This window comes from Actinospica durhamensis (assembly GCF_018139695.1).
GTDB classification, from domain to species: domain Bacteria; phylum Actinomycetota; class Actinomycetes; order Streptomycetales; family Catenulisporaceae; genus Actinospica; species Actinospica durhamensis.
Map to the genome: position 1 here is coordinate 1 of NZ_JAGSOG010000085.1, position 21,788 is coordinate 21,788.

General features: G+C 69.7%; 15 protein-coding genes and 1 pseudogene. 8 read left to right on the forward strand and 8 right to left on the reverse strand.

Annotation, left to right across the window (positions count from 1 at the left end):
• Window positions 1–946, reverse strand: a pseudogene (locus tag KDL01_RS17925) (hypothetical protein); the annotation flags it as partial.
• A gap of 379 nt (window positions 947–1,325) precedes the next feature.
• Here KDL01_RS17925 and KDL01_RS17930 point away from each other — a divergent pair.
• From KDL01_RS17930 to KDL01_RS17940, 3 genes are all read left to right on the forward strand, one after another.
• Entirely contained in the window at window positions 1,326–2,306 is a 981-nt protein-coding gene (locus KDL01_RS17930) for a zinc metalloprotease (RefSeq protein ID WP_212529655.1), read from the forward strand.
• 371 nt (window positions 2,307–2,677) lie between these two features.
• Window positions 2,678–4,870, forward strand: coding sequence for an MMPL family transporter (locus KDL01_RS17935; protein WP_212529656.1), 2,193 nt, complete (start codon window positions 2,678–2,680; stop codon window positions 4,868–4,870).
• Window positions 4,871–5,032: 162 nt separating this feature from the next.
• Window positions 5,033–5,437 carry a hypothetical protein gene (locus KDL01_RS17940; protein WP_212529657.1) on the forward strand — a complete coding sequence of 135 codons (405 nt, stop codon included), beginning with the start codon at window positions 5,033–5,035 and terminating at the stop codon, window positions 5,435–5,437.
• A gap of 42 nt (window positions 5,438–5,479) precedes the next feature.
• Here KDL01_RS17940 and KDL01_RS17945 read toward each other — a convergent pair whose 3' ends face one another.
• The 3 genes from KDL01_RS17945 to KDL01_RS17955 form a co-directional block, all read right to left on the reverse strand.
• Window positions 5,480–6,427 (reverse strand): ROK family protein, encoded by a 948-nt coding sequence (locus tag KDL01_RS17945; protein WP_212529658.1) that lies wholly within the window; start codon window positions 6,425–6,427, stop codon window positions 5,480–5,482.
• The gene (locus KDL01_RS17950; RefSeq protein ID WP_212529659.1) at window positions 6,424–8,124 is read right to left on the reverse strand and encodes a class I mannose-6-phosphate isomerase; all 1,701 of its coding nucleotides are present in this window, start codon (window positions 8,122–8,124) and stop codon (window positions 6,424–6,426) included. Before KDL01_RS17950 ends, KDL01_RS17945 begins: the two co-directional genes overlap by 4 nt.
• A 97-nt stretch (window positions 8,125–8,221) precedes the next feature.
• Window positions 8,222–10,630 carry a glycoside hydrolase family 38 N-terminal domain-containing protein gene (locus tag KDL01_RS17955; RefSeq protein WP_212529660.1) on the reverse strand — a complete coding sequence of 803 codons (2,409 nt, stop codon included), beginning with the start codon at window positions 10,628–10,630 and terminating at the stop codon, window positions 8,222–8,224.
• Window positions 10,631–10,874: 244 nt separating this feature from the next.
• Between KDL01_RS17955 and KDL01_RS17960 the strand changes: the two genes are divergently transcribed.
• The gene (locus KDL01_RS17960; protein WP_212529661.1) at window positions 10,875–11,903 is read left to right on the forward strand and encodes a LacI family DNA-binding transcriptional regulator; all 1,029 of its coding nucleotides are present in this window, start codon (window positions 10,875–10,877) and stop codon (window positions 11,901–11,903) included.
• 155 nt (window positions 11,904–12,058) lie between these two features.
• Here KDL01_RS17960 and KDL01_RS43460 read toward each other — a convergent pair whose 3' ends face one another.
• The 4 genes from KDL01_RS43460 to KDL01_RS17980 all read right to left on the reverse strand — a co-directional run bounded on the left by KDL01_RS43460 (window position 12,059) and on the right by KDL01_RS17980 (window position 18,682).
• Window positions 12,059–15,394, reverse strand: a complete 3,336-nt coding sequence (locus KDL01_RS43460; RefSeq protein ID WP_307846388.1) for a carbohydrate-binding protein — start codon at window positions 15,392–15,394, stop codon at window positions 12,059–12,061.
• 109 nt (window positions 15,395–15,503) lie between these two features.
• Window positions 15,504–16,415 carry a carbohydrate ABC transporter permease gene (locus KDL01_RS17970; RefSeq protein WP_307846390.1) on the reverse strand — a complete coding sequence of 304 codons (912 nt, stop codon included), beginning with the start codon at window positions 16,413–16,415 and terminating at the stop codon, window positions 15,504–15,506.
• Entirely contained in the window at window positions 16,412–17,332 is a 921-nt protein-coding gene (locus KDL01_RS17975) for a carbohydrate ABC transporter permease (protein ID WP_212529662.1), read from the reverse strand. The genes KDL01_RS17970 and KDL01_RS17975 overlap by 4 nt, the downstream gene beginning before the upstream one ends.
• Window positions 17,333–17,401: 69 nt before the next feature.
• Window positions 17,402–18,682: an ABC transporter substrate-binding protein gene (locus tag KDL01_RS17980; RefSeq protein WP_212529663.1), complete on the reverse strand. Its 1,281-nt coding sequence runs from the start codon at window positions 18,680–18,682 to the stop codon at window positions 17,402–17,404.
• Between the two features lie 254 nt (window positions 18,683–18,936).
• Between KDL01_RS17980 and KDL01_RS17985 the strand changes: the two genes are divergently transcribed.
• The 4 genes from KDL01_RS17985 (at window position 18,937) to KDL01_RS17995 (ending at window position 21,685) form a co-directional block, all read left to right on the forward strand.
• Window positions 18,937–19,899 carry a LacI family DNA-binding transcriptional regulator gene (locus tag KDL01_RS17985; RefSeq protein WP_307846391.1) on the forward strand — a complete coding sequence of 321 codons (963 nt, stop codon included), beginning with the start codon at window positions 18,937–18,939 and terminating at the stop codon, window positions 19,897–19,899.
• A gap of 343 nt (window positions 19,900–20,242) precedes the next feature.
• Entirely contained in the window at window positions 20,243–20,503 is a 261-nt protein-coding gene (locus tag KDL01_RS43465) for a type II toxin-antitoxin system Phd/YefM family antitoxin (protein ID WP_246576596.1), read from the forward strand.
• 85 nt (window positions 20,504–20,588) lie between these two features.
• Window positions 20,589–20,888, forward strand: a complete 300-nt coding sequence (locus KDL01_RS43470; RefSeq protein ID WP_368861593.1) for a type II toxin-antitoxin system VapC family toxin — start codon at window positions 20,589–20,591, stop codon at window positions 20,886–20,888.
• A gap of 182 nt (window positions 20,889–21,070) precedes the next feature.
• The gene (locus KDL01_RS17995) at window positions 21,071–21,685 is read left to right on the forward strand and encodes a HutD/Ves family protein (RefSeq protein WP_212529665.1); all 615 of its coding nucleotides are present in this window, start codon (window positions 21,071–21,073) and stop codon (window positions 21,683–21,685) included.
• The last annotated feature ends 103 nt before the right edge of the window (window positions 21,686–21,788 follow it).

The window sequence follows — 21,788 nt, forward strand, 5'->3', positions numbered from 1 at the left end:
CGCCGCCACCGCCGGGGTTCTTGAGGGGATTGCCCGCGCCTCCGGCTCCGCCGTTACCGCCGGTGCCGGGGTGGCCGAAGTCGCCGCCGAAGCCGGGGATGCCCTCGTAGGGGCCGGTACCGGCGCCATAGCCGCCCAAGCCGCCCCCGCCCGGGAAGACGTCGTCGGCGCCGACGCCGCCGAAGCCGGGGCCGCCACTGAGAGCGGCGGTCCCGCCGCTCATTTCACCGAAGCCGCCCATCGTGCCGTTCACACCACGGATGAAGTCGCCGCCGCCACCACCTCCGACACCGCCCTTGCCCCCGGATCTTTCGATCGCGCTGCCGCCGTTTCCGCCGCCGCCTCCGCCGCCCGCGGCGACGACGACCCGGTTCGCGAGCGTGTAAGGGTCGGTACGGACATCCGACGCCCCGCCGCCACCACCGCTGCCACCCGTGCCCCCGGCGTGGATGGAGGCGTTGCCACCGCCGTCGGAACCGTCGCCACCGCCGTTGAAGCCACCGAGCAGCAGGCCTCCGAGGGCACCGACGTTGATCTGGAAGACCTGCCCGGGGGTGACGGGGAGCACGGTGTTCACCCGGCCGCCGGCACCGCCGAAGTTGCCGCTCCCGCCGCCGACGCCGGCCCCGTTGCCCCCGCGGGCGCCGTCGAGCAGGAAGGTGACGTCGGTGACGCCGGCGGGCACGGTGAAGTAGTCGGTGCCGACGTGGGCGTAGAGGCATCCACCGGCTACCGCGATGCCGTTGCCACAGGGGGTGGCGGCCGACGCGGGTGCGGCCGTGGCGATCAGACCGGTGGAAGCCGTGGTCACCGCCGTGGCCACGCCCAGTAGCCTCCGGCGCCACGGGCCGCGGCGGGTGGACGGCACCACCCCGGCGCCGCCCGGCGCGGCGATGCCCGGATCATCGCCCGGAGGGCTTGAGAAGGTTGTGCGGCTGTCATCCATGACGGGCCTCCGCTCGGGTGGCGATCTTCGACAGGGCTCTGCCCTCCGCCACTGTGGATCACCGGAGACCGGGCCAAGGCCCGCTGCCGACCTGACACACCATCGGTTCACACCGGTGGTCGCGGGATCAACTGGTGCCGTCCCCACACGCATCCGCGCCGAAGATCGGATATTCAGTGCGGCGCATACCGGTTCGGCGAGCGTATGAACCGTCATTTATGCCAGCTGAGTGATGCATCGGTGTGTCCCGGGACGAGCGGGCGACGGCGTCGAGGCCTGCGGCGATCCTGGCCAACGAGCGCCATGAGGCGCCCGAGCATGCTTTTCAGCGAGAGGAGTGGCGCACGTGCGCGCTGCGCGGAGAATTGCGTTCGCCGGGATGACCACGGCGGTGCTGATGGGGACGAGCCTGACCGGCGCGGGTTCGGCGCTGGCGATGAGCGGGGGCGCGGCCGATCATCAGACCGCGGCCCCGCAGGAGCGGCAGGCGACCGTCTGCATCGAGCCGCCGCGGGCGGGATTCGACGGCGCGATCAGGGACATCGACGACCCCACCACGGCGGAGGAGATCGCCCAGCAGGACTCCCTGCTCCAGGCGCTGCAGCAGCGCGCGGGTCTCTACACCCCGCTGCGCATTCCGGGACGTCCCAACGAGCTCCACGCGTTCTACGCCACGGGATCCGTCACCATCCCTGTCTACGTCCACGACATCTACGATCCGGCCGAGCCCGCCACCAAGCTCAGCCTCTCGCAGATCCTCGGCCAGATCGCGGTGCTCAACCGCGCCTTCGCCGGGGGCGGCCCGAGCGCTTCCACCGCCTTCAAGTTCGAGCTCAAGAACCCGTTCAGCCCGACCCTGTACGTCGCGGACGCCGATCTGTTCCAGGCGCCGGTCGACGGCGACCTGGTGCGCGAGGCCAAGCAGCGCCTGCACGTCGGCGGCATGAACGCGCTGAACCTGTACTACAACCAGGCGCGGCAGACCCAGGGGGAACCGCTGCTGGGTCAGGCGACCTTCCCCACCAACGACAATCTCGCCCAGGACGGCGTGATCGACGCCTACGACAGCATCGCCGGCGCCCGGGACGGATCCATGGACGGTGACACCGTGGTCCACGAAGTCGGCCACTGGCTGGGGCTCTACCACACCTTCGAGAACGGGTGCGCCTCACCCGGCGACTACGTCGCCGACACCCCGCCGGAGGCCTGGGCCGCCCAGGGCTGCCCGGAGCAGTTCAACCTGCACAACTACATGGACTACGTGGATGACGGCTGCATGGACCGCTTCACGCCGGACCAGGCGCAGCGCATGGCCGATTCCTGGGCGGGATTCCGGATGCCGGTGCCCAACGGCTCCTGATTGCCAGGTTCCTGATTGCCAGGTTCCTGATTCTCAGCGCGTTGCGCGACCGTCCGCCTGTGCGCGGATTCCCACCCCTCCCGCCTGCGGGTCGCCCTTCCCGGCGCCGAATCTCGGTGCCGGGAAGGGCTTTATCGCGGCCTGCGCCCCCTCGACCGCGTGGGCCGGCGGCCGTCGAGTCGGCCTCGCGCACGCACGCCGTTCCCCGGCGCGGTCGGGTCCGCACGGGGGCTCTCCCCCGTTTCGGGGGTGTACCTGGCACCACCACCGAGACGCCGGTTGGCCGGATGTCGATGCGGCGCGCGCGTCAATAGCGTATGTGGTGAGCCGGTGACCTGCACCGGAATCCTGTTTGCCAGGGGGATGGACTGATGGCGCACAGACGAAGCCCTGCGGCCGCGCTCGGCGGCTGGAGCGCGACGCATCGCAAGACGGCCGTGTTCGGCTGGTTGTTGTTCGTGATACTGGCGACGGCGATCGGCGGCGCGCTCGGTCAGAATCAGCTCAGCGACGCACAGCAGGGCGTGGGCAGCTCTGCGCAGGCGCTGCAGATTCTGCAGAACGCGGGGCTGTCCGACCCCGCCTCCGAGATGGTCCTGGTGCACGACGGCGCCCACACCGCCGACACGGCCGGCTTCCGGCAGACCGTCGACCAGGTGATCTCCGCCGTCAAGGCCACCGGGCAGACCGACAACCTGCAGAACCCCTACACCACCGGCCTGATCTCGAAGGACCGGCACTACGCACTGGTCCAGTTCGACATGACCGGTGACGCCTCGACCGCGGCCGACCGGGTCCAGCCCGTGCTCGACGCCGTCGCGAAGGTCCAGGCGGCGCATCCGGGCCAGCAGGTCGACGAGGTCGGCGACGCCTCCGGAAGCCAGTGGGTGAACCAGACCCTCGGCAAGGACTTCAAGCGCGCCGAGTGGACCGCGGTGCCACTCGCCTTCGGCATCCTGTTGGCCGCCTTCGCCGCGCTGATCGCGGCGCTGCTGCCGGTACTGCTCGCGGTCACCGCGTTCATGGGCGCGCTGGGGCTGCTCGATCTGATCTCGCACGCCGTCCCGCAGTCCTCCTCCTCGAACTCCGTGATGCTGCTGATGGGACTCGCCGTCGGCGTCGACTACTGCCTGTTCTACCTGCGCAGGGAGCGGCAGGAGCGGGCGAACGGCCGCGACCCGAAGCAGGCGCTGAGCATCGCGGCCGCGACCTCCGGCCACTCGGTGCTGGTCTCCGGGGTGACCGTGATGGTCGCGATGGCCGGCATGTTCCTGACCGGGATGCACATCTTCGAGGGCTTCGCGCTGGCCTCGATCCTCGTCGTCGCGATCGCCATGCTCGGCTCGGTCACCGTGCTGCCCGCGCTGCTCGCCATGCTCGGCGACCGGATCGACTGGGGCCGGCGCACGTCCAAGCTGCACCGCCCGGCCAAGGCCGAGGGCGGCCGGCTGTGGAACGCCACGCTCGCGAAGGTGCTCGATCACCCCAAGGGCTTCGCCGTGGCGGCCGCCGGCTTCATGCTCATCCTGGCGATCCCGGCGGCCGGGCTGCACACCCAGTCGCTCGACGTCAACCAGTTGCTCCCGGCGAACACCCCGATGGTGCAGACCTACAACCAGATCAGCGCCGAGTTCCCGGCCAGCCCCGCGCCCGGCATGATCGTGATGCAGACCCCTGACCCGACCGCCCCCGCGGTGACCGAGGCCATCGCCGCGTTCAAGGCCAAGGCGGCCGCGGACGGCGCGCTCGGCAGCGGCCAGGTGCAGGTCACCCCGTACCCGGCGCAGCACATCGTGAAGATCCTCTTCCCGGTCGCCGGCCAGGGCACCGACGCGCAGGCGGTGCACTCGATCGACACGGTGCGCAGCAGCGTGCTGCCGCAGACACTCGGCGCCGTCCCCCACAGCACGGCCGTACTCGGCGGCAACCTCGCCTTCAGCAACGACTTCAACGACCAGCTCGACCATCGGATCGTGCCGGTGTTCCTGTTCGTACTCGGCGTCACGTTCCTGCTGATGCTGCTGACCTTCGGCAGCTGGACCATCGCGGCCACCGCGATCGTGCTCAACCTGCTGTCCACCGGCGCGGCCTACGGCGTGATGGTGGCGGTCTTCCAGCACGGCTGGGGCGCGAGCCTGGTCGGCACCAACCCGGTCGGCGCGCTCGAATCCTGGATCCCGCTGTTCGTGTTCGTAGTCCTGTTCGGACTGAGCATGGACTACCACGTGTTCGTCGTCTCCCGCATCCGCGAGGCGCACGAAAGGGGCCTGAGCACGAAGGACGCCGTAGCCCACGGCCTGCGCGCCACCGCCGGCACGATCACCAGCGCGGCAGCCATCATGGTCGCGGTCTTCGCGGTCTTCGGCACACTGAGCATGCAGGACTTCAAGCAACTCGGCATAGGCCTCGGCGTCGCCATCCTGCTCGACGCGACCGTCATCAGAGTCCTACTCCTCCCCACGGTGATGACCCTCCTCGGCGAACGCAACTGGCGCCGCTCGGCCCGCCACGTGGCACCGGAGCCGGCGCCGGCGGAGTCGGAAGCGATCGGCGTGCTGCGCTAGCTGTAGGCGGCCAGCGGTCAGACGCCGCGAAGGCGGAAGTAGAACGTCCGGCGGGTCCTCCAGAAAAATGGAGGGCCCGCCGCGCGTTCATCTCGGAAATGCGTTGCTCCCCTGGTACGCCGCTGCTGCAATGGGCGCATGTTCGGGCGGACGGTGTGGAGCGTGGTCTCGGTCTCGCTCTCCACCGGGGCCGTCGCAGCCTTCTTCCGATCCGACGATGTCGATCTGACGCCTCGGGCGGTGAGCCGGACGGGCCCGATCCTCTGGGTCTCCGAGGCCGGCCGCACGGTCAGGGCCCTTGACGCGCACGACGGGACGCCGCTGCGGCGATTTGCCGCAGCCGACGTCGATCACGCCGTCCAAGCTGAGTCGGGGTTCGTGGTCGCGGATTCCACCGGGCGACTGGCGCTGGTCGATCCGGACCCTGAGGCGCCGCACTACTCGACGCACTCGCACTCCGGGCGCATCGCACAGCGGATCAGGGTCCTTCGCGACCACGGACCGGGCACGGTACTGGTCCTCACCAAGGGCACGGTGCGCGTTGTCGAGGTCGATACGGCGCTCTGAGCGTGAGGTCCCTATGAGCAGCGGCGCGAGAGATCGCGGACGTCAGTCGGAGCCGGTGTTTCCCTCCGCTGCCAGATGAGCCGCGCCGAGGAGGGCGGCTTGTGCGGGGTGGGCTGCGGGCACTACGGCGATGCCTTGGGCGCGGCCGGATTCAGCTTCGTGGAGGCCTGCGGTCAGGGGCCCGGCGATAAGATCCCAGGATGCTGCGATGGAACCGCCGACGACGAGGATGTCCGGGGCGAAGCCCCCGAGTATCGAGGCCAGGACGGTGCCGAGTATCCGGTAGGTCCGCTCGAAGACCCTGACGGCTGCTTCTTCGCCCTCCCGGGCGCGCTGGGCGATCTCTTTGACGTCGGCTGCCTCCGGGTCCGCGCCGACGGCTTCGGCGTAGGCCTGTCTCAGGGCCTGGCGGGAGACGGTCTCCTCCAGCGGCTTGCCGGCGTAGTGGAGTTCGTTGATCCTTCCGCCGGGCGGAATTCCGGGACCTTCGCGTAAGGGGCGGCCGTCCTGCAGGAAGCAGGAGCCGATGCCGGTGCCGAGGGTGATTCCGGCTACGCGGCGGCGGCCCTGGGCGGCGCCGCGCCACCATTCGCCGACGCCGAACGCGTCGGCGTCGTTGTGGAAGGCGATGGCGGCGGCGTCGGGCAGCTTGGTGGCCAGCGCCTCGCCCAGGTCGAAGCCGCGCAGGGCGTCGAACTTGCCGACGCCCTCGTACCAGGCGATGCCGTGTGCGTAGTCGAACGGGCCGGGCACGGCGATCGACCAGCGGCGGCCCGGTCGGGTGGGCAGCGCGGCCGCGCAGGCGACGAGCGTCGCCACGAACTCCTCGGCGCCGGCGTGGCTGTCGAGCGCCAGGCGTACCGGCTGCCCGGCCGGGATCGCGCCGGAGCGCAGGTCCACGTTCGCGGCGGCCACGTGGGTGCCGCCCACGTCCATGACGGACACGACGGCGCCGTTCTCCTCGGCGCCGCCGTCACCGCTCGGGCTCATCGGACGAAGGCCTTGACGTAGCGGACCGGGCCCTCGCCCAGCGCCCGCACCCGGTACGCGCCGACGGTGGCGGGGATGGTCAGCGTCTCGGCGTAGGCCAAGGTGTAGCCGGAACCGTTGTCCGCCTCCACGATCAGTCCTTCGCCCTCGACCACGTTCAGCACGTGGAACCGGCCGTCGGTGCTCTGGTTGACGCTCCCCTCCGGAGCCAACTCGAGCCGACGCACCTCGAAGAACATCTCCGGCAGCTGCCCGATCACGTCCTCGCGCCAGCCCTCGCCCGAGCGCACGACGCGCGGGCTCTGGACCAGGTCGCGTGAGACGGCCTGCCCGGATCTGGCCGGGTCGAGGTTCTCGAAGGCGCGCTCGACGTGCACCGGACGCTGCCGCCCCGCGCCGTCCTTGCGGAGCCAGTCGTAGAACCGCAGGCTGTAGAGATAGGGCGTGGCACTGATTTCGAGCACGACGTTGCCCTCGCCGCTCCCGTGCGGCGTGCCGGCCGGGATCAGGAAGAGCTGGTGCGGATCCGCGGGGAACGACTGGACGTAGCGTTCGATGTCGAACGGCACCGCCTCGTGTACCGCGCGGTCCGCCTCGCGCCGGAAACCCTGGAGGTCTGCGTCCTCGCGCAGTCCCAGGAAGACCCGTCCGCCTTCCCCGCCGACCATCATGTAGTACGTCTCGTGCTGGGTGTAGGGCCAGCCGAAGACGCGCCGCATGTAGTCCGACTGCGGATGGCAGTGCACGGACAGGTTTCCGCCGCCGACGGTGTCGAGGTAGTCGAACCTGATCGGGAACGAGGTGCCGAAGACCTCGTGCACCTGCTCCCCCAGGACTTCCCGCGGATGCAGGGCGACGAGTACCTGCAGCGGCACCTCGACGCACGCGCCGTGCTCGTCGCCGATGAGGATGCCGCTCTCCGGGGCGATGAGCTCGTACCCGAGGGCCGTGTTGGGCGCCTCGGTGTTGAAGCCGAGCTCCTTCTGGGCCCAGTGGCCGCCCCAGGAGGTGGTGTTGAACGTGGGCCGGGTCCGGAAGGGCCGCGCGGCCAGCAGCCGCAGGGCCTCGCGCAGCGCCGAACCCTCCAACCAGTTCGGGGACTCGGGATCCTGGGCGTCGATCCACAGGTCGATGTCGGCGGCGATCTCGTCCCGGTGCCGGTCGAGCACGGGCCAGTCGATGTAGAACAGCCGGCGGCTGGTGCCGGGGCCGGTCTCGGCCGGCTGTCCCAGATTCCGGCCGAGACCCGTGGCGATCTGGGCTTCGGCGTAGCGCTTGGGCAGATCGACGTACCAGAGCCGGTCGTGCGCGGCCAGCGCGGCGCCCGGTCCGAACACGACGGTCACCGCGTCGGCGGCCGCTTCGACCGCCGGCAGATCGGCGAAGAAATCGCCCAGGCCGGCCTGGGAGAGCGGGGCGAAGTCGGGGTCGCCTTCGAGCAGGGCACCGGAGCCGAGCCCGAGGATGTCCGGCCACGCGGCGAAGTGGGCGCGCAGGTCGACCTGCGGCGCGGCGAGGCCGTGCGCGGCCAGGGCGTCGTGGATCTGTGTGCTGACGCAGTCCCAGTCGACCGCGGCCGGGCCGTCCACGGCGAGGACGAGTCCCGGGACGAGCGTGGCCGCGGCGTCGCGGTATCCGGTGCCGACCGCTTCGGCGACGGCATGGCGGGGGTCGGCTTCATAGCCGCGAGCGGGCATCGGGATGCCGGCCTTTCTGTTCTGTGGGGCGATCGCGGGGGTCGTCGGAACGGCGGCGCGGCCAGGTGGCCGCGCGCCGATGCGGCGGGGCGCTATTTCACAGCACCCCGTCCGAGGGGCCGTGCCCGCCGCTGGTCACCGGCCAGGTGAGCACGGGGCTGCGCAGCTTCGCGGCCTGCGCCGCGATCTCGACCGGATCGTGCTCGGGCAGCGTCAGCAGTCCGTAGCGCAGCTTGACCGGGCCGCTCTGGATCTGCGGAAAGTTGGTGTCCCAGTAGTTGTTGGCGGCCCAGCTGAGCAGCAGCGGATCCGCCGGGCGCTCGATCCGCTCCGGCGGCGGGCCGAAGTGGAAGTCGCCGAACTGCACCAGCGGCGCGTCCGGTGTGATCAGCGCGACGGCGCCGTGCGCGTCCCACATCGCGGCCGTCGACTGCGCCGTGACCCAGCCGCGGGAGGCGTCGGGCAGCTGCTGCTCGTCCAGCTCCACAGCCTGACCCGCCGTGTCGAACTCGGCCCGCCACTCGGCGTCCATCGCCAGCGGCAGCGCGAAGTACACGCCCCTGGGCGCGGCGTCGCCGACCAGATCCACCTCGATGTCGAAGCGGATCACCGGGTCCACGGCGTCGAGCCGGATCCGCTGGATCAGGCTTCTGGTACCGGGCGCGGCGAAGGCGCGCTCGAGCACGATGTGGCCCGGCCGCTCCTCGACGCGGCAGTGCAGCACGCGTTCGGCGGGCTCGTGGATCGCAACCCACGGCTCCCAGCACGACTCGTCGATCTTCTCCCGGTCCAGGTCGCGCCGGTAGAAGGCGCGGCGGCTGCCGTCGACGAGCGGATCGGCCCGCTCCAGGACGAAGGAGAGCAGATCCATGCCCGGCCGGGGCCGCAGGATCTCGCGGCCGGTGGCGCGGTCGATCAGGGACGTGATCCGCCCGGAGTCCGGTTCGTAGGTCAGCACGTGGAACGGGGAGGTGATCAGGCCGGTCGCCGCCTCACGGTTGACGGCCGTGGCGAAGTTCAGCTCGCGGGCGGCAGTGCGCTCCCGGAGGACCTCGTGCGTCGGCTGGCCGGGGAACTGCGCCGCCGGAAGGCTTTCGCGCTCGACGATCCGCCACTGCCACGGGCCGAGCTCGATCGGCCCGGTCGCGTGCCGCCGCTCGTCGGCTCCCGGCACGCGCCACGGCCGGTTCTCGTAGGACATCCGGCTGGGCCGGTAGGTGCGCTCGGTGGCCGGCGTCCACTCGGCGAACCAGGTCTCCGGCAGCTCGAGGCTCACCGTGCGCTGATGTGCGGTGGGGTTGCACACGAGCACCCGGGTGATTCCCTTGTCCGCCACCGGGTTGCCGGCCAGCCGCTCGAGCCCGTCCATCACGGCGAAGGCGGCGAGTTCGTGGCCCTCGTGCGCGCCCGCCTGCTTGATCGTCTCGATGGCCTGCGCCTGCAGGTTGCCCGGCTCGGTGTCCCAGTAGCTCCAGGTGTGCTCGTCGAACAGGTCCACCCGCTCGGCCGCCTCGGCCAGCAGCGCGGGGCCGGCGCCCAGGGCCTCGGCGGCGGCGAGCAGCGGCTTGCTGCGCTGGTTGACGGCGGTGGCCACCGGAGTGCTGCCGGCGCCGAAGCTCCAGAAGTCGGTCCAGTCCCCCGCGACGGTCGGGATCTCGCTCTCCGGGACGCGCTCGATGCGTGCCCTGAGATCGTCGAACGTGGCGTACCGGATGCGCGGTCCGCGCCCCTGCTCGTTCCAGCGCCGGATCAGGTCCGGCATATACGGGTTCGGCGGGGCGTTGTCCCACATGATCGGCGAGCAGGTGGAGGTGAGGTAGACGAACGGCAGCCGGTAGTGCGCGGCGCGCAGCCGCGCGTGGAAGTCGTCCCAGCCCTTCGCCATCTGCTCGACGGAGTCGTCCCAGGCGCTCAGGAGCTGGTCGAACATGGTGTAGTGGCTGCCGTTGAACACCCGCAGCGTCCGCCCGGACGGGGCCTGCCAGTCGAACAGCCCGGGCCGCGGCGAGATGGGCCGGCCCAGATGCCGGTTCACGGCGCTGACATACAGGTCCACGCCCGCGTCGATCAGTTCGTCCGCGAGCGGCCAGGGCACTCCGTTGACGTCGTGCTGGCAGGCGACCCGGATCGGCGTGCCGACCACGTCCTCGAGCTCGCGCTTGCCGGCCAGCAGCCGGCGCAGGCCGTCCCGGTCGATCAGGGAGCTGACGTGCCAGCGCAGCGCGGACAGGCCTATCCGGCCCTGCTCGACCAGGTCCTTGAACCGGACGACCTGCGCGGGGCTCGCCGCCGCGAGCCACCGGCGCACCGGCTCGGTCGCCTCGCAGGTCCACTTCGGGCGGCAGTCCTCCGGCAGGTCCTCGGTGCGCTCGAGCCAGTCCACGGTCTCCGAGATGTACTCGGTCTGCAGTCGCCACAGGATCGGCTGCGAATGGGTGTAGCCGACGTCGAGATGACTGTGGTGCAGGACGAGGATCTCCTCGATCTCGGCTGCTGGGTCCGTCACTGTGGTAGCTCCCATATGTAGTCCGGCGATGAGCCGCGTGGGCAGGGCGAAGCAGCGGCGCACGAGCGCGCGCGGCGACGGTGTGCCAACAGGGACTCTCCCGAGGGATGGTGTGACCGGCCGGCGATAGGCTGTACCGGGAACGCATCCTAAGATAACGTTATCTCAAGGATAAAGCCAGCGTGCGGACGCATGTCAAGAGTCGATCTGATAACGTCCGGCTGTCGGATCGAGGAGTAGCCGGATGAGTCCAGCACGCAGCGGGACCGGAGCGGGAACGCGGCCCAAGCGGCCGACCATGGTCGATGTCGCCCGCGAGGCCGGCGTGGCCCTGCGCACCGTCTCGCGGGTGGTGAACAACGACCCCACCGTCGGGGAGAAGAACCTCGCCAAGGTCCAGGCGGCGATCGCCGCGCTGAACTACCGGCCCGACGAAAGGGCCAGGCAGCTGCGGCTCGGGGTCACCGGCACGATCGGCGCCGCGGTGCGCCGGATCGCCGAGGTCAACCCGGAACTCGCGGCCATCGAGCACACGGCGCGCTCCTCCGGGCTCACCCTGCTCGCCGCCTCCACCGACTTCGACGAGGCGCGCGAACGCGAGATCCTGATCTCCATGTGCCGCCAGCGCCTCGACGGCATCATCGTCGAGCCGATCGGCGAGAGCCACGGCTATCTGCAGCCCGAACTCGAGGCCGGCATGCCGGTGGTCTCGATGGACCGGCCGATGAGCGGGATCTCGGCGGACTGCGTCATGTCCGACAACGCCTCGGGCATCGGCATGGCCTTCCACCACCTGCACCAGCACGGTCACCGCAGGATCGCCTACATCGGCGACAGCGAGCGGGTCTTCTCCGGGCGCGAACGCGCCGGGGCCTTCCGGGCGTCGCTGCGCGCGTACGGCGAGCCGCTCGACGGGCTCGTGCACACCGGGGAGATCACCGCGCAGCGGGTGGCCGCGGCCCTGGAGACCGCGCTGCACGCCGCGCAGCCCGCGACCGCGCTGGTCACGGGCAACATGGAGACGACCATCGCGGTCCTGCGCCAGCTGGGCCGCGACCAGGCCTCCCGGATCGCGATCGTCGGTTTCGACGAGGTGCCGCTGGCCGACCTGCTCCAGCCGGCGCTGACCGTGGTGGCCCAGGACACCGCCCGGATAGGCCGCACCGCGGTCGAGCTGCTGCGCGCGCGCATGGCCGAGCCGGACCGCGCGGTCGAGACCGTGGTCGTCCCACTCGACCTGATCGTGCGCGGCTCCGGCGAACTCAGGGCCTGAAGCCCTCGCGATAACGTTATACCGAGGGCGCTCCGACAGAGCTCCCACGGAGAAGCGGTGGGGCCGCAGGCTTCTGCGGCCCCACCGCGTTTTCCATCATGCTCGCGCTACGACGAGGCGCGGCCGTCCTGGCCCACGCCCGCGTCGGGCCCGGCTCAGCCCGCGATACTCAGATCGTCGATGTAGCCGCGGTAGCCGCCGGACGCACCGGAGGCCTGGTCGTACCCGAGCAGGATCTTGTCGATGGACAGGCCTGACTTGACCGAGCCGAGGTTGACCGTGACCTGGTTCCACGTGTCGAGCGTGAGGTGCCCGCACATCGAGGCCGGATGGTCCGTCACGCCGTTCTGATCCTTCACTCCGGAGTCGCGCAGGTCGCTGCCGTCACTGAAGATCATGTCGACGGCCACGCACTCGCTGTCCGTCGACCCGGCCGGCACCCACGTGGTCGTGGCGTTGCTCTGCGGGAAGATCCAGTACGTCAGGACCGTGTTCGCGTCCACCGGTACCGGAGCCGAACTCAGGTCGATGACCTGCATGTAGGCATGGGCGTTCGCCGCGGTCGCGGAGCCGGAGTACATCAGCGCCGAAGTGCCGGTGTGCGCCTGCTCGCCGCTGCCGCTGCGTACCCCGGCCTCCGGACCGGTCAGCCCGCAGCAGAGCCCGCCCACGTTCGACAGGCCGCCGCCGTGGGTGTCGGAGGTGTCGACCGTGTCGGTCCAGGTCGGCTGTGGCTGACCCGTCTCGAATCCGGTGGAGTACCCACTGCTCGCGAAGCTCATGGAGTTGATATTCCAGCCGCCGTTGTCCTCGTCGAGGGTGAGCGTCTGGATGCCCGCGGGTAGCGTGAAAGTGGCGGTGACTGTGGTCCAGTTCTGCCAGCCGCCGGTCGAGGGCACGCTGACCGAGCCGCCCAGGTTCGTGCCGGCGGCATTGGCGATATGGAAGGCGTCGGAGACCGCGCTGTCCCCGGCGACCCGGAAGCTGGCAGTGTAGGTGGCGCCGTCCGCGACGTTGACGGTGTAGTTGAACCACTGTCCGGTCCCGGTCCAGCCCAGGTCGTAGCCGCCGCCGGTGTCCGAAGTGGTCTCCAGGTCGACTCCGTCGGCGCGGTAGCCGGTGCCGGTGCCGTTGACCGAGGTCACGTTGTACGCCGCACCCTGGCCGCCGGTGTCGTAGTTCTCCGCCTGAACCGTGCCGGGGACCGCGGCCGGGGTGCCGCCGTACGCGCCCTCGCCACCCGAGAGTTCGTTCTGGATGGTGGTCAGCGAGGTGCCGGCCGGGGCGAGGTCGATGGTCTCGCCCGTGGTGGTGGCAATGGTGATCTCGGTGCCGGACAGCGTGCCCTCGTCCGTGCCGTTGTCGTAGTACTCGACGTTCTGGCCGGGCCAGGGGTTGGTGAAGACGTAGTTGCCGCCGGCCTGGCTGGTGGCCTGGACGTACTGCACCGTGTTGTTCTGGATGCTGCTGGAGACCAGGAAGTCGCCGTAGGCCAGCAGGTCGCCGAACCGCGCGTTGCTGCCGCTGGGCCAGTCCGGGAAGACCTTGACGTCGTTCTGGAAGGACTGCAGCAGCATCTCGTCGAGACCGGACGTGGTCACGTTGAGATTCTCGATGCCGCCGCCGTTGTGGTGGATGGCCATGTTCGCGAAGCTCTGGCTCGTCGCCTCGTTGTCCAGGTTGGACATGATGGTCGACGGGTTGTAGCCGACCCGCGCGGCCGCGGCGTAGAAGGACCACGGCGCGTTGCCGCCGTGCCAGGCGTCGGTCAGCTGCCCGATCGTGTTCTGCGCCTCGGTGATCAGAGTGCTGCTGCTGTCGAGGCCGACCGCCTGGCCCGGGTAGGCCGACTGGATGTCGACGTCGTTGCCGTCGTTGACGAAGCCGGCGCCCTGCGAGGTCTCCGCGAACACGGTCTGGCCGTTGGAGGTCGTGGTCGGCTGCGGGGCCAGGTTGTTGATGATGTTCTGCCAGGTCGAGATGGACGAGGAGTTCTGCCCGGTGGCGTTGCTCATGTCGATCAGGCCCTGGAACAGCATGTGCACGAACGCCAGCGAGACCGCGTTGTTCGTCTGCGGGTAGGCGTTGTTCTCCTGCGGCGCGTCGTTGTTGTCCACGTAGACGCCGTTGGTCAGGGTCAGGTAGTTCTGCCAGAACGTGCCGACCTGCTCCAGGTACGGGAGCACCTCGTTCGCGTAGCTGCTGGAGTGGTCGTACTCGTACTCCATCACCATGTCGGTGGCCAGGAACACGGCGTCGGACTTCTGGTTGAGCAGGCTGTTCGCCCCGTCGGTGCCGCCGTTGGGCAGGATGCCGACCGGGTAGAGCACGCCCTTGTCGCCGTTGGCGCTCGCCAGCGCCTCGCCGGCCGACATGTACGCCAGCACCGGCGCGTCATACGAGCCCAGCTGTGCGATGTGGTTCGTCGACAGACCGGCGTAGAACGGCGCCTCGTAGTTGTAGTTGGTGTGGTAGTCGCCGTTCCACGCCATGTTGTTGCCGGTGATCCAGTTGCCCCACAGGCCCGGCGCGTACTTCCCGGACCGGGAGACCGAGCCGAGCAGGTAGAGCGAGCCGTACCAGCTCTTCTCCACGTTCTGGTCCGGGATCTGGACGAAGGACTGCTCCCAGTACGCCTGCCACCAGTTCTCGTGCGCCGACAGCAGGCTGGCGAGGCTCGAGGAGGTCAGCGACGAGGCCATCGACTGCGCGGTGGACTGGTAGCTGCTGGTGTCGTCACTGCTTTCGATCGCAGTGGCCAGGGTGTAGGTGGTTCCGGGCTGCAGGGTGATGCTCATCTGATTGCCCGACAGGCTCGCCGAGCCGCCGAGCACCGTGGCGGACATCTGTGCCTGCGGGTTGCTGGATCCGGCCTCCACGTCCGCGTTGAGCACGCTGCCGCTGACCGAGGTGGTCGGGGCGGCGCCGGTGCCGTTCTGCAGCGTGATCGTGGCGGCCTGGGCGGTACTGCCGGACACGGCGATCGAGGTGACGAACATGCCCTCGGTCGCCGAGACCCAGCTGGTGGTCGAGACCGTGTCGCCGTTCAGCGTGTACGTGCCGTCGACCTGCGCCTGCGCGATGTTCTGGACGACGTGGTAGCTCGCCCCGGACATGTTCGGCAGGGCCAGCACGATCCGGCCGAGCGGCTGGATCGACTCCGACGAGGTGGAGAAGAAGTCGTTCTTGCCTATATAGAAGGTCTGGCTGTTGATCGAGCCGCCGACGGCGACGCCGACGTCTCCGTTGCCCAGCAGCGGCGCGTCCGTGGTCTCGCCGCCGGTGAGGTTGGTGGGGGGCGTCGTCCAGACGCCCTGGAACTGGGCGACCGTGCTCAACGCCTGGGTGGACGTCGGATCGATGACCGTCGCCGCCTCGGCCCTCGGGGTGAGGGCCGAGCCGGACTCGACGGCGAACAGGCCGGCGGCCATCAGGCCGGTCGCCAGCAGCGTGCTGAGTGTGCGTCTGGTGCATCCGATTGTGGATCTCACGGCAGTGTGCTCTCCTCGGGGGGACGCGGTGGGACAACCCGTTCGGGGTGAAACGGGCAGACTGGGGCGCCGACCTGCTGCTTTCGCCCTGCTCCTCGACCTCGGCCTGCTACTTGACCGAGCCGGCGGTGAGCCCGGCCACGAACTGCTTCTGGATGAAGAGGTATCCGACCACGGGGATGATCCCGGCGAGGAACATGATCCCGAACATCTGCCCGAAGTCGATCTGCATCTGGCCGAGCGAGAGGTACAGGCCGGTGGTGATGGTCTGTCCCTGCTCCGGGCCGAGGATGAACAGCGGGTTGAGGAAGTCGTTCCAGATCCACAGCGACAGGAAGATCGTGACGGTGGCGGTGGCGGGGCGCACCAGCGGCATCACGATCGACCACCAGGCGCGCAGCAGCCCGGCTCCGTCGATCCGGGCCGCCTCGACGATCTCGGACGGCACGGCGCGCATGAATCCGACGTAGACGAACACGGCGAAGGAGAAGTAGCCTCCGCCGACGTTCGACAGGATCAGGCCGGGATAGGTGTGGTCGAGTCCGAGGACGGTCAGGATGCGGATGGTGGGCAGCAGGACCACCTGCGGCGGAATCATCAGGCCGGCGGCGAGCACGGCGAGGATGACGGCGCGGGTGCGGGTGCGGCGGCGCGAGATGTAGAAGCTGAACGCGGACGCCAGCGGGATGATCAGGATCACCGAGCAGAACACCACGATCAGGGAGTTGCGCAGGCCCAGCTGGATCAGCTGGTCCGGGCGGTTGACCGCGGCGGTCAGGTTGCTCAGGGTGGGGTGCAGCGGCGGCGAGGCCGGACTGTTCTCGATGTCGCTTTCGGGCTTGAACGCGTTGACGATCGTGATGTAGATCGGGCTGACGAACAGCAGCGTGGCCAGGATCGCGAGGATCAGCCGCAGCGGGCTGAGCCGGTCGCGCAGGGGGGAGTTCTCACCGGCGCGGGGGGGCCGCCTGGATGCGGAGCCCGTCTCGGTCGGCGAGGAGGTGAGGGTGGACGCGGTCACAGGTTGACCTCCCGTCGGCGCAGCACGTGGGTGACGGACAGAGCGAGGGCCGCGGAGATCGCCAGCAGCGCGATCGCGATCGCGGAGGCGTAGCCGAACTCGTCGCTGGTGAAGGCCACCTGCACGATGTACTGGGCCGCGGACTGGGTGGCGAACGCCGGACCGCCGCCGGTCAGGACCGTGATGATGTCGTAGAGCTTCATCACGGTGATCATGCAGATGGTGACGCAGATGGTGGTGGCCGGCGCGGTCATCGGGACGGTGATGCTGCGCAGGCGGCGGGACGGGCCGGCCCCGTCGATGCTGGCGGCGTCGTAGAGCTCCTGCGGAATGCTCTGCAGCGCGGCGAGGTAGACGACGGTGGTGAAGCCGGACAGCACCCAGGCCGTGACGATGCCGACGGACAGCTGGGCCAGGTGCGGGTCGCCGAGCCAGTCGATCGGCTGGCCGATCACGTGCAGGTGCAGCAGCAGGGTGTTGAGGACGCCGTTCTCGGTGAGGATGGTCTCCCAGACGAATCCGGTGATGACCCCGGAGATCACCTGGGGCAGGAAGGCGAGCGTGCGCAGCACCCGGTAGCTCAGGTTGGTGCGGTTGAGCAGGACCGCGAAGGCGAAACCGATCACGTTCGCGACGATGGTGACGCCGAAGGCGAGCTCGAGGGTGTAGATCACCGCGGAGTGCAGCGCGTCGTCGTGCAGCATCTGGCGGTAGTTGGCGAGACCGACGAACTTGCTGCTCGCGTACAGCGGATTCGCGTTGGTCAGGCTGCTGTGCAGGCTCATGAACAGCGGCAGCACGATGAACACGGCGTAGAGGACCAGCCCGAGCCCGGCCAGGGCGCGCAGGCCGGCGTCGTAGCGCAGTGTCCGGAGCCACGGAGCCCGCCGTGGTGGTGACGTCACTGTCACTGTCATTGTTTCCTTCCTCTCGGGGCGGAGCCTTGCGGCTCCGCCCCGCTTACCGAATCGCCGGGATACGGAGGCTTACTGGCCCTGGGTGGCGCTGGTCCAGTCCTGGTCGAGCTTGGCCATCTGCCCCTGCACGTCGTTCGTGTTGAACAGGGCCTGGGCCGCTGCGTAGAAGTCGTTGTTCATCGAGCCGGGCATCGAGTCGTCGTTGGTCGCCCAGCCGATCGAGGACACCTTGTTGTTCGTCCCGCTCACGTAGGAGTACGAGTCGGTGTAGACCGGGCTGACCGTGACGTCGAAGTCCGCCAGGGACTTGTTCTTGAGCATCGGGAACGCGCCGTCGCCCTCGATCAGCGTCTTGAGGTTGGACGGGTTGAGCGACCAGGCCTCGGCGAACTTGAACGCGTCCGACTGGTCCGGCGCCTTCGAGCTCACGGCCATCGATCCGCCGACGGAGAACGGCACGACCTGGGAACCGTCATCGGACGGCCACAGGAAAACTCCGATGTTGTTCCACTCGTTCTTCGGCACCGAGCCGAGGTACCAGCTGCCCATCGGGTACATCGCGGCCTTGCCGTCGTTGAAGTTGGTGATCGAGTCGGCGTAGCTGACGTTGAGCGCACCCTGCTCGAAGTCGTTGTTCGTCACCAGCGTGCGCATCTCCTGCGCGGCGGAGACCACGTCGGAGTCGGCGAAGTGCACCGAGCCGGCGTAGCGCTGCTGGAGCCACTGCGGGTTCTTGCCGAGCACGTTGGCGCTGATCGCGCCGGTCAGCGGCATCGCGGCGGCGAAGGAGTCCTTGCCGCCCAGTTCGATCGGGGTGAGCCCGGCCGCCTTGAGCTGGGCGCAGTCCGCCTCGAACTCGGCCCACGTGGCCGGGGTCGAGGTGATGCCCGCCTTGGCGAAGTCCGCCTTGTTGTAGAAGACCATCGGGATGATCTGCGAGTTGGTCGGCGGGATGTACACCTTGCCCTTGATGGCGTTGCCCTGCGGGAGCAGGAAGTTCGCGTTGATCCACGACTGCGGGTACGCGGTCAGCAGGTTGGCTGAGGTGTAGAGCGACGGGGTTATCGACTCGAGCAGGTCCGGGAACTGGCCCGAGGCCTCGAGCTGCTTGGCGTACGTGTCGCGGTCGGTGCTGGGCGCGACCACCTGCTTGATCGAGATGCCCGGCACGGTCGCCTGCGCGGCCGCGATCGAGCTCTTCCAGAACGCCGCGGTGAGGTCCGGGGTCTCGAAGGTCATGTAGGTCAAGGTGGTCTTGCCGCCGGCGGATGCCGAACTGGAGCACCCGGAGAGCAGCGCGGCCGCGGTGACCGTGGCTGTAGCTACGACGGTAAACAATCTCTTGCTCATGACATCCTCCTGGGGGATGACAGCACCGCTCGGCTAGGGGAAGATAACGTTATCTCGCAGCGCTACCCTAGAGTCTCACGGCGCAGAGTCAAGCCCGCCCGACATTACGAACAGATATCGGATGTCTTCGCCCGCGTGGACGCCACCGGAACACCCCCGCTTCAGCGGCAAGGATACGTGAGGAGATCGAAGTGCTTGCTTCCGACGTCCCAGGTCGGCGCGGTATGCGGGCTCGCCGGCCCACCATCGTCGACGTGGCGCGGGAGGCAGGGGTCTCGGTCGCCACGGTGTCCCGGCTGATCAACGGGGACGAGAAGGTGAACGCGGATTACACCAAGCGCATCCGCGCCGCCATCGATCTCCTGGGCTACCAGCCCGACGAAAGGGCACGCCAGCTGCGTAGGGGGCGCACCCAGACCCTCGGAGCGACCGTGCGCAGCATCGCCGAGCCGCACCCGGTCCTGCGCGCCGTGGACGGCGAGGCCCGCGCCCTTGGCCTGAGCATGATCGTGATGTCCACCGGTGACGATCCCGAGCGCGAGCGCGAGGCCGTCATGGCGATGTGCCGGCGGCGGGTCGACGGGATCCTGATCGAGCCGGTGGCCGAGTCGCTGGCCTACCTGCAGCCCGAGATCGACCTCGGTCTGGTCGTCGTCGCCTTCGACCGGCCGGCCGGGGACGTCGCGCTCGACACCGTGCTCAGCGACAACCGCGGCGGCATACGCCAGGCCTTCGACCACCTCACCGCGCTCGGCCACCGCCGCATCGCCTACATCGGCGACGACGAGCGCATCTACACCGGCCACGAGCGCGCCGAAGCCGTCCGCGGCCACCTGCGCGACCTCGGCGAGTCCGTCGACGGCATGGTTCACGCCGGCCCGGTGCACACCGAGACCGTCGCCGCGGCGCTCGACGTGCTCCACCGCCTGCCCGTGCCGCCGACCGCCCTGATCACCGGCAACGCGGCGACCACGCTCGAGGCCGTGCGCTGCCTCGGAACCGCGTTCGGCTCGACCACCCTGGTCGGCTTCGACGACTTCGCCCTGGTAGACCTGCTGCCCGCCGCCTTCACCGTCATCGCCCAGGACGAGGCGCGCATCAGCGAGACCATCCTGGAGCTCTTCCGCGACCGGCTCGCCCGCCCGACCGCCCCCGTGCGCACCGTCGTGGTCCCCACGGCGCTGATCGTCCGCGGTCGCCAGGAGGCCCTCACCTAGGCCGAAAACGGCGATACATCGGATGAATCGGCCCCCGCGGCGCCCAACGCGGACTTCGCGCGAGGCCTTGCGCAGCCTCCGCGCACCCCCCGCGCACTCCCCGCGCACTCCTCGCGCAGCCCGCGCCAGCAAGGGTGCTTACATACGAACAGGACCCCGCGAAACCGGCCCGGAACGGACGGATGACCGGACGGACAGCCCGCCGGGCCCACCCGGTTCAGATCGCCGCCGAAGCCGGACGTGATCAACGTATACCCGATATCGTTATCGCGGTGGGTGTCTGCCACAGGTGCAATCGGCCCGGTCCCCGGTACGTCCCACACCGCGAAAGCAGGGCGGGGTCGTGCCTGCTTCAACCGAAGAAGCGTCAAGGAACTTCTCCGGCCTGCTCGACCTGATCGAGGCCGGAGAGACCATCCGGATCACCCGTGGGAACGAGCCGATCGCCGAGGTCGGCCCGGCACGGCGACGCACCGGCGCAGACCTGGAGGCCGCGCTGGCCGCAGCCAACCTCCCCGCGCTCGACCAGGACCTGGAAGAGGACATCGCCAACGCCCTCGCGCTGGTGGCGAACGAAGGGACCGACCCGTGGGCCGGAGCCTGATCCTCGACACCAAGGTCCTGATCGCCTACGAGCGCGGCACCATCGACAGAGCCGCCCGCGCGACGACGAGCTCTCCATCGCCGCCATCACGCTCGCCGAGTACCGGGTCGGGATCGAGATGGCCGATACCGTCGAGCGCGCCGCCGCCCGCTCACGCTGGCTCGACGTGGTTCTCGCTGAAGTCGATGTACTCGACTACACGCGCAAAATCGCGGATCACCACGCCCGCCTGCTCGCCCACATCCGCCGCACCGGCCGGCCCCGTGGAGCCCACGACCTGATCATCGCCGCTCACGCGGCTGAGACCGGCCGCACCATCGTCTCCCGCGACGCCAAAGCGCGCTTCGAGAACCTGCCGGGCGTGCTGAGTATCACCGCCGGCTGACCGCGCCCGCCGACACAAGTCTGGCCGCCCGAACTGACCCCACACGTCAGCAGGCGCCGAACGAGGGCGAGAGCCGACGCATGGCCCCTCGGCCTGCCGCTGCTAGGGTCGTGCTCCCGTCCGTGCAGCGAGCATCACGGGCGGTCGGCAGCTCGGCCGACCAGCCGGAACCAGGAGGCGACGTGGGTGCGACAAGAGTGATTCGCTGGGCCGATCTGACCGTCACGCCCTGGAAGAACGGCGGCGGCCGCACCCGCGAGATCGCCGGCGCCCCGGCCGGGGCGGGTATCGCGGACTTCGCCTGGCGGGTGAGCGTCGCAGAGGTCGAAGACGACGGCCCGTTCTCCGCGTTCCCCGGTGTCGATCGGCAGATCATGCTGATCGACGGCACCGTGATGGTCCTCGACGTCGACGGCACCGAGCACCGCCTCGCCCCGTTCTCCCCCCTCGCCTTCCCCGGCGACGCCGCGACGCTCGGCTCCATCCCCTCCGGCCCGACCCGGGACCTGAACCTGATGACCCGGCGGGGCCACGCGACCGGAACGATGCGCGCGGTCCCGGTAGACGCCGCCGCACCGTACCGCACGCCCGTCGACACCGGCGGCGTACTCGTCCTGCTGGCCCTGACCGACGGCCTGGTCCTCCAGCCGACCGATCCGACCGACGTCGCGGCAGCCGGCGGCGGGCACGTCCTCAGCCGGCTGGACGCCGTGATCCAGGATCAGCCGGGCCCGGTGTGCGTATCCGGGGCGGGCATGCTGGCGCAGATTCGCGTCGACGTACCGGGGCGTGACTAGGGACTGTCCTAGGGACTTCGCCTGTACATGCCGCCGCGGCGTGGCAACCTGGCGCCATTCGGCGAGGGCGCCAGGATGACGATCAACGTCAACTACCTGCGGA

Excerpts from the sequence above, each read along its gene's own strand:
- KDL01_RS17945 (WP_212529658.1), bottom strand. The coding sequence starts at position 6,427 with ATGAGCCCGAGCGGTGACGGCGGCGCCGAGGAGAACGGCGCCGTCGTG.
- KDL01_RS17980 (WP_212529663.1), bottom strand. The coding sequence starts at position 18,682 with ATGAGCAAGAGATTGTTTACCGTCGTAGCTACAGCCACGGTCACCGCG.
- KDL01_RS17935 (WP_212529656.1), top strand. The coding sequence starts at position 2,678 with ATGGCGCACAGACGAAGCCCTGCGGCCGCGCTCGGCGGCTGGAGCGCG.
- KDL01_RS17930 (WP_212529655.1), top strand. The coding sequence starts at position 1,326 with ATGACCACGGCGGTGCTGATGGGGACGAGCCTGACCGGCGCGGGTTCG.
- KDL01_RS17950 (WP_212529659.1), bottom strand. The coding sequence starts at position 8,124 with ATGCCCGCTCGCGGCTATGAAGCCGACCCCCGCCATGCCGTCGCCGAA.
- KDL01_RS17960 (WP_212529661.1), top strand. The coding sequence starts at position 10,875 with ATGAGTCCAGCACGCAGCGGGACCGGAGCGGGAACGCGGCCCAAGCGG.
- KDL01_RS17975 (WP_212529662.1), bottom strand. The coding sequence starts at position 17,332 with ATGACAGTGACAGTGACGTCACCACCACGGCGGGCTCCGTGGCTCCGG.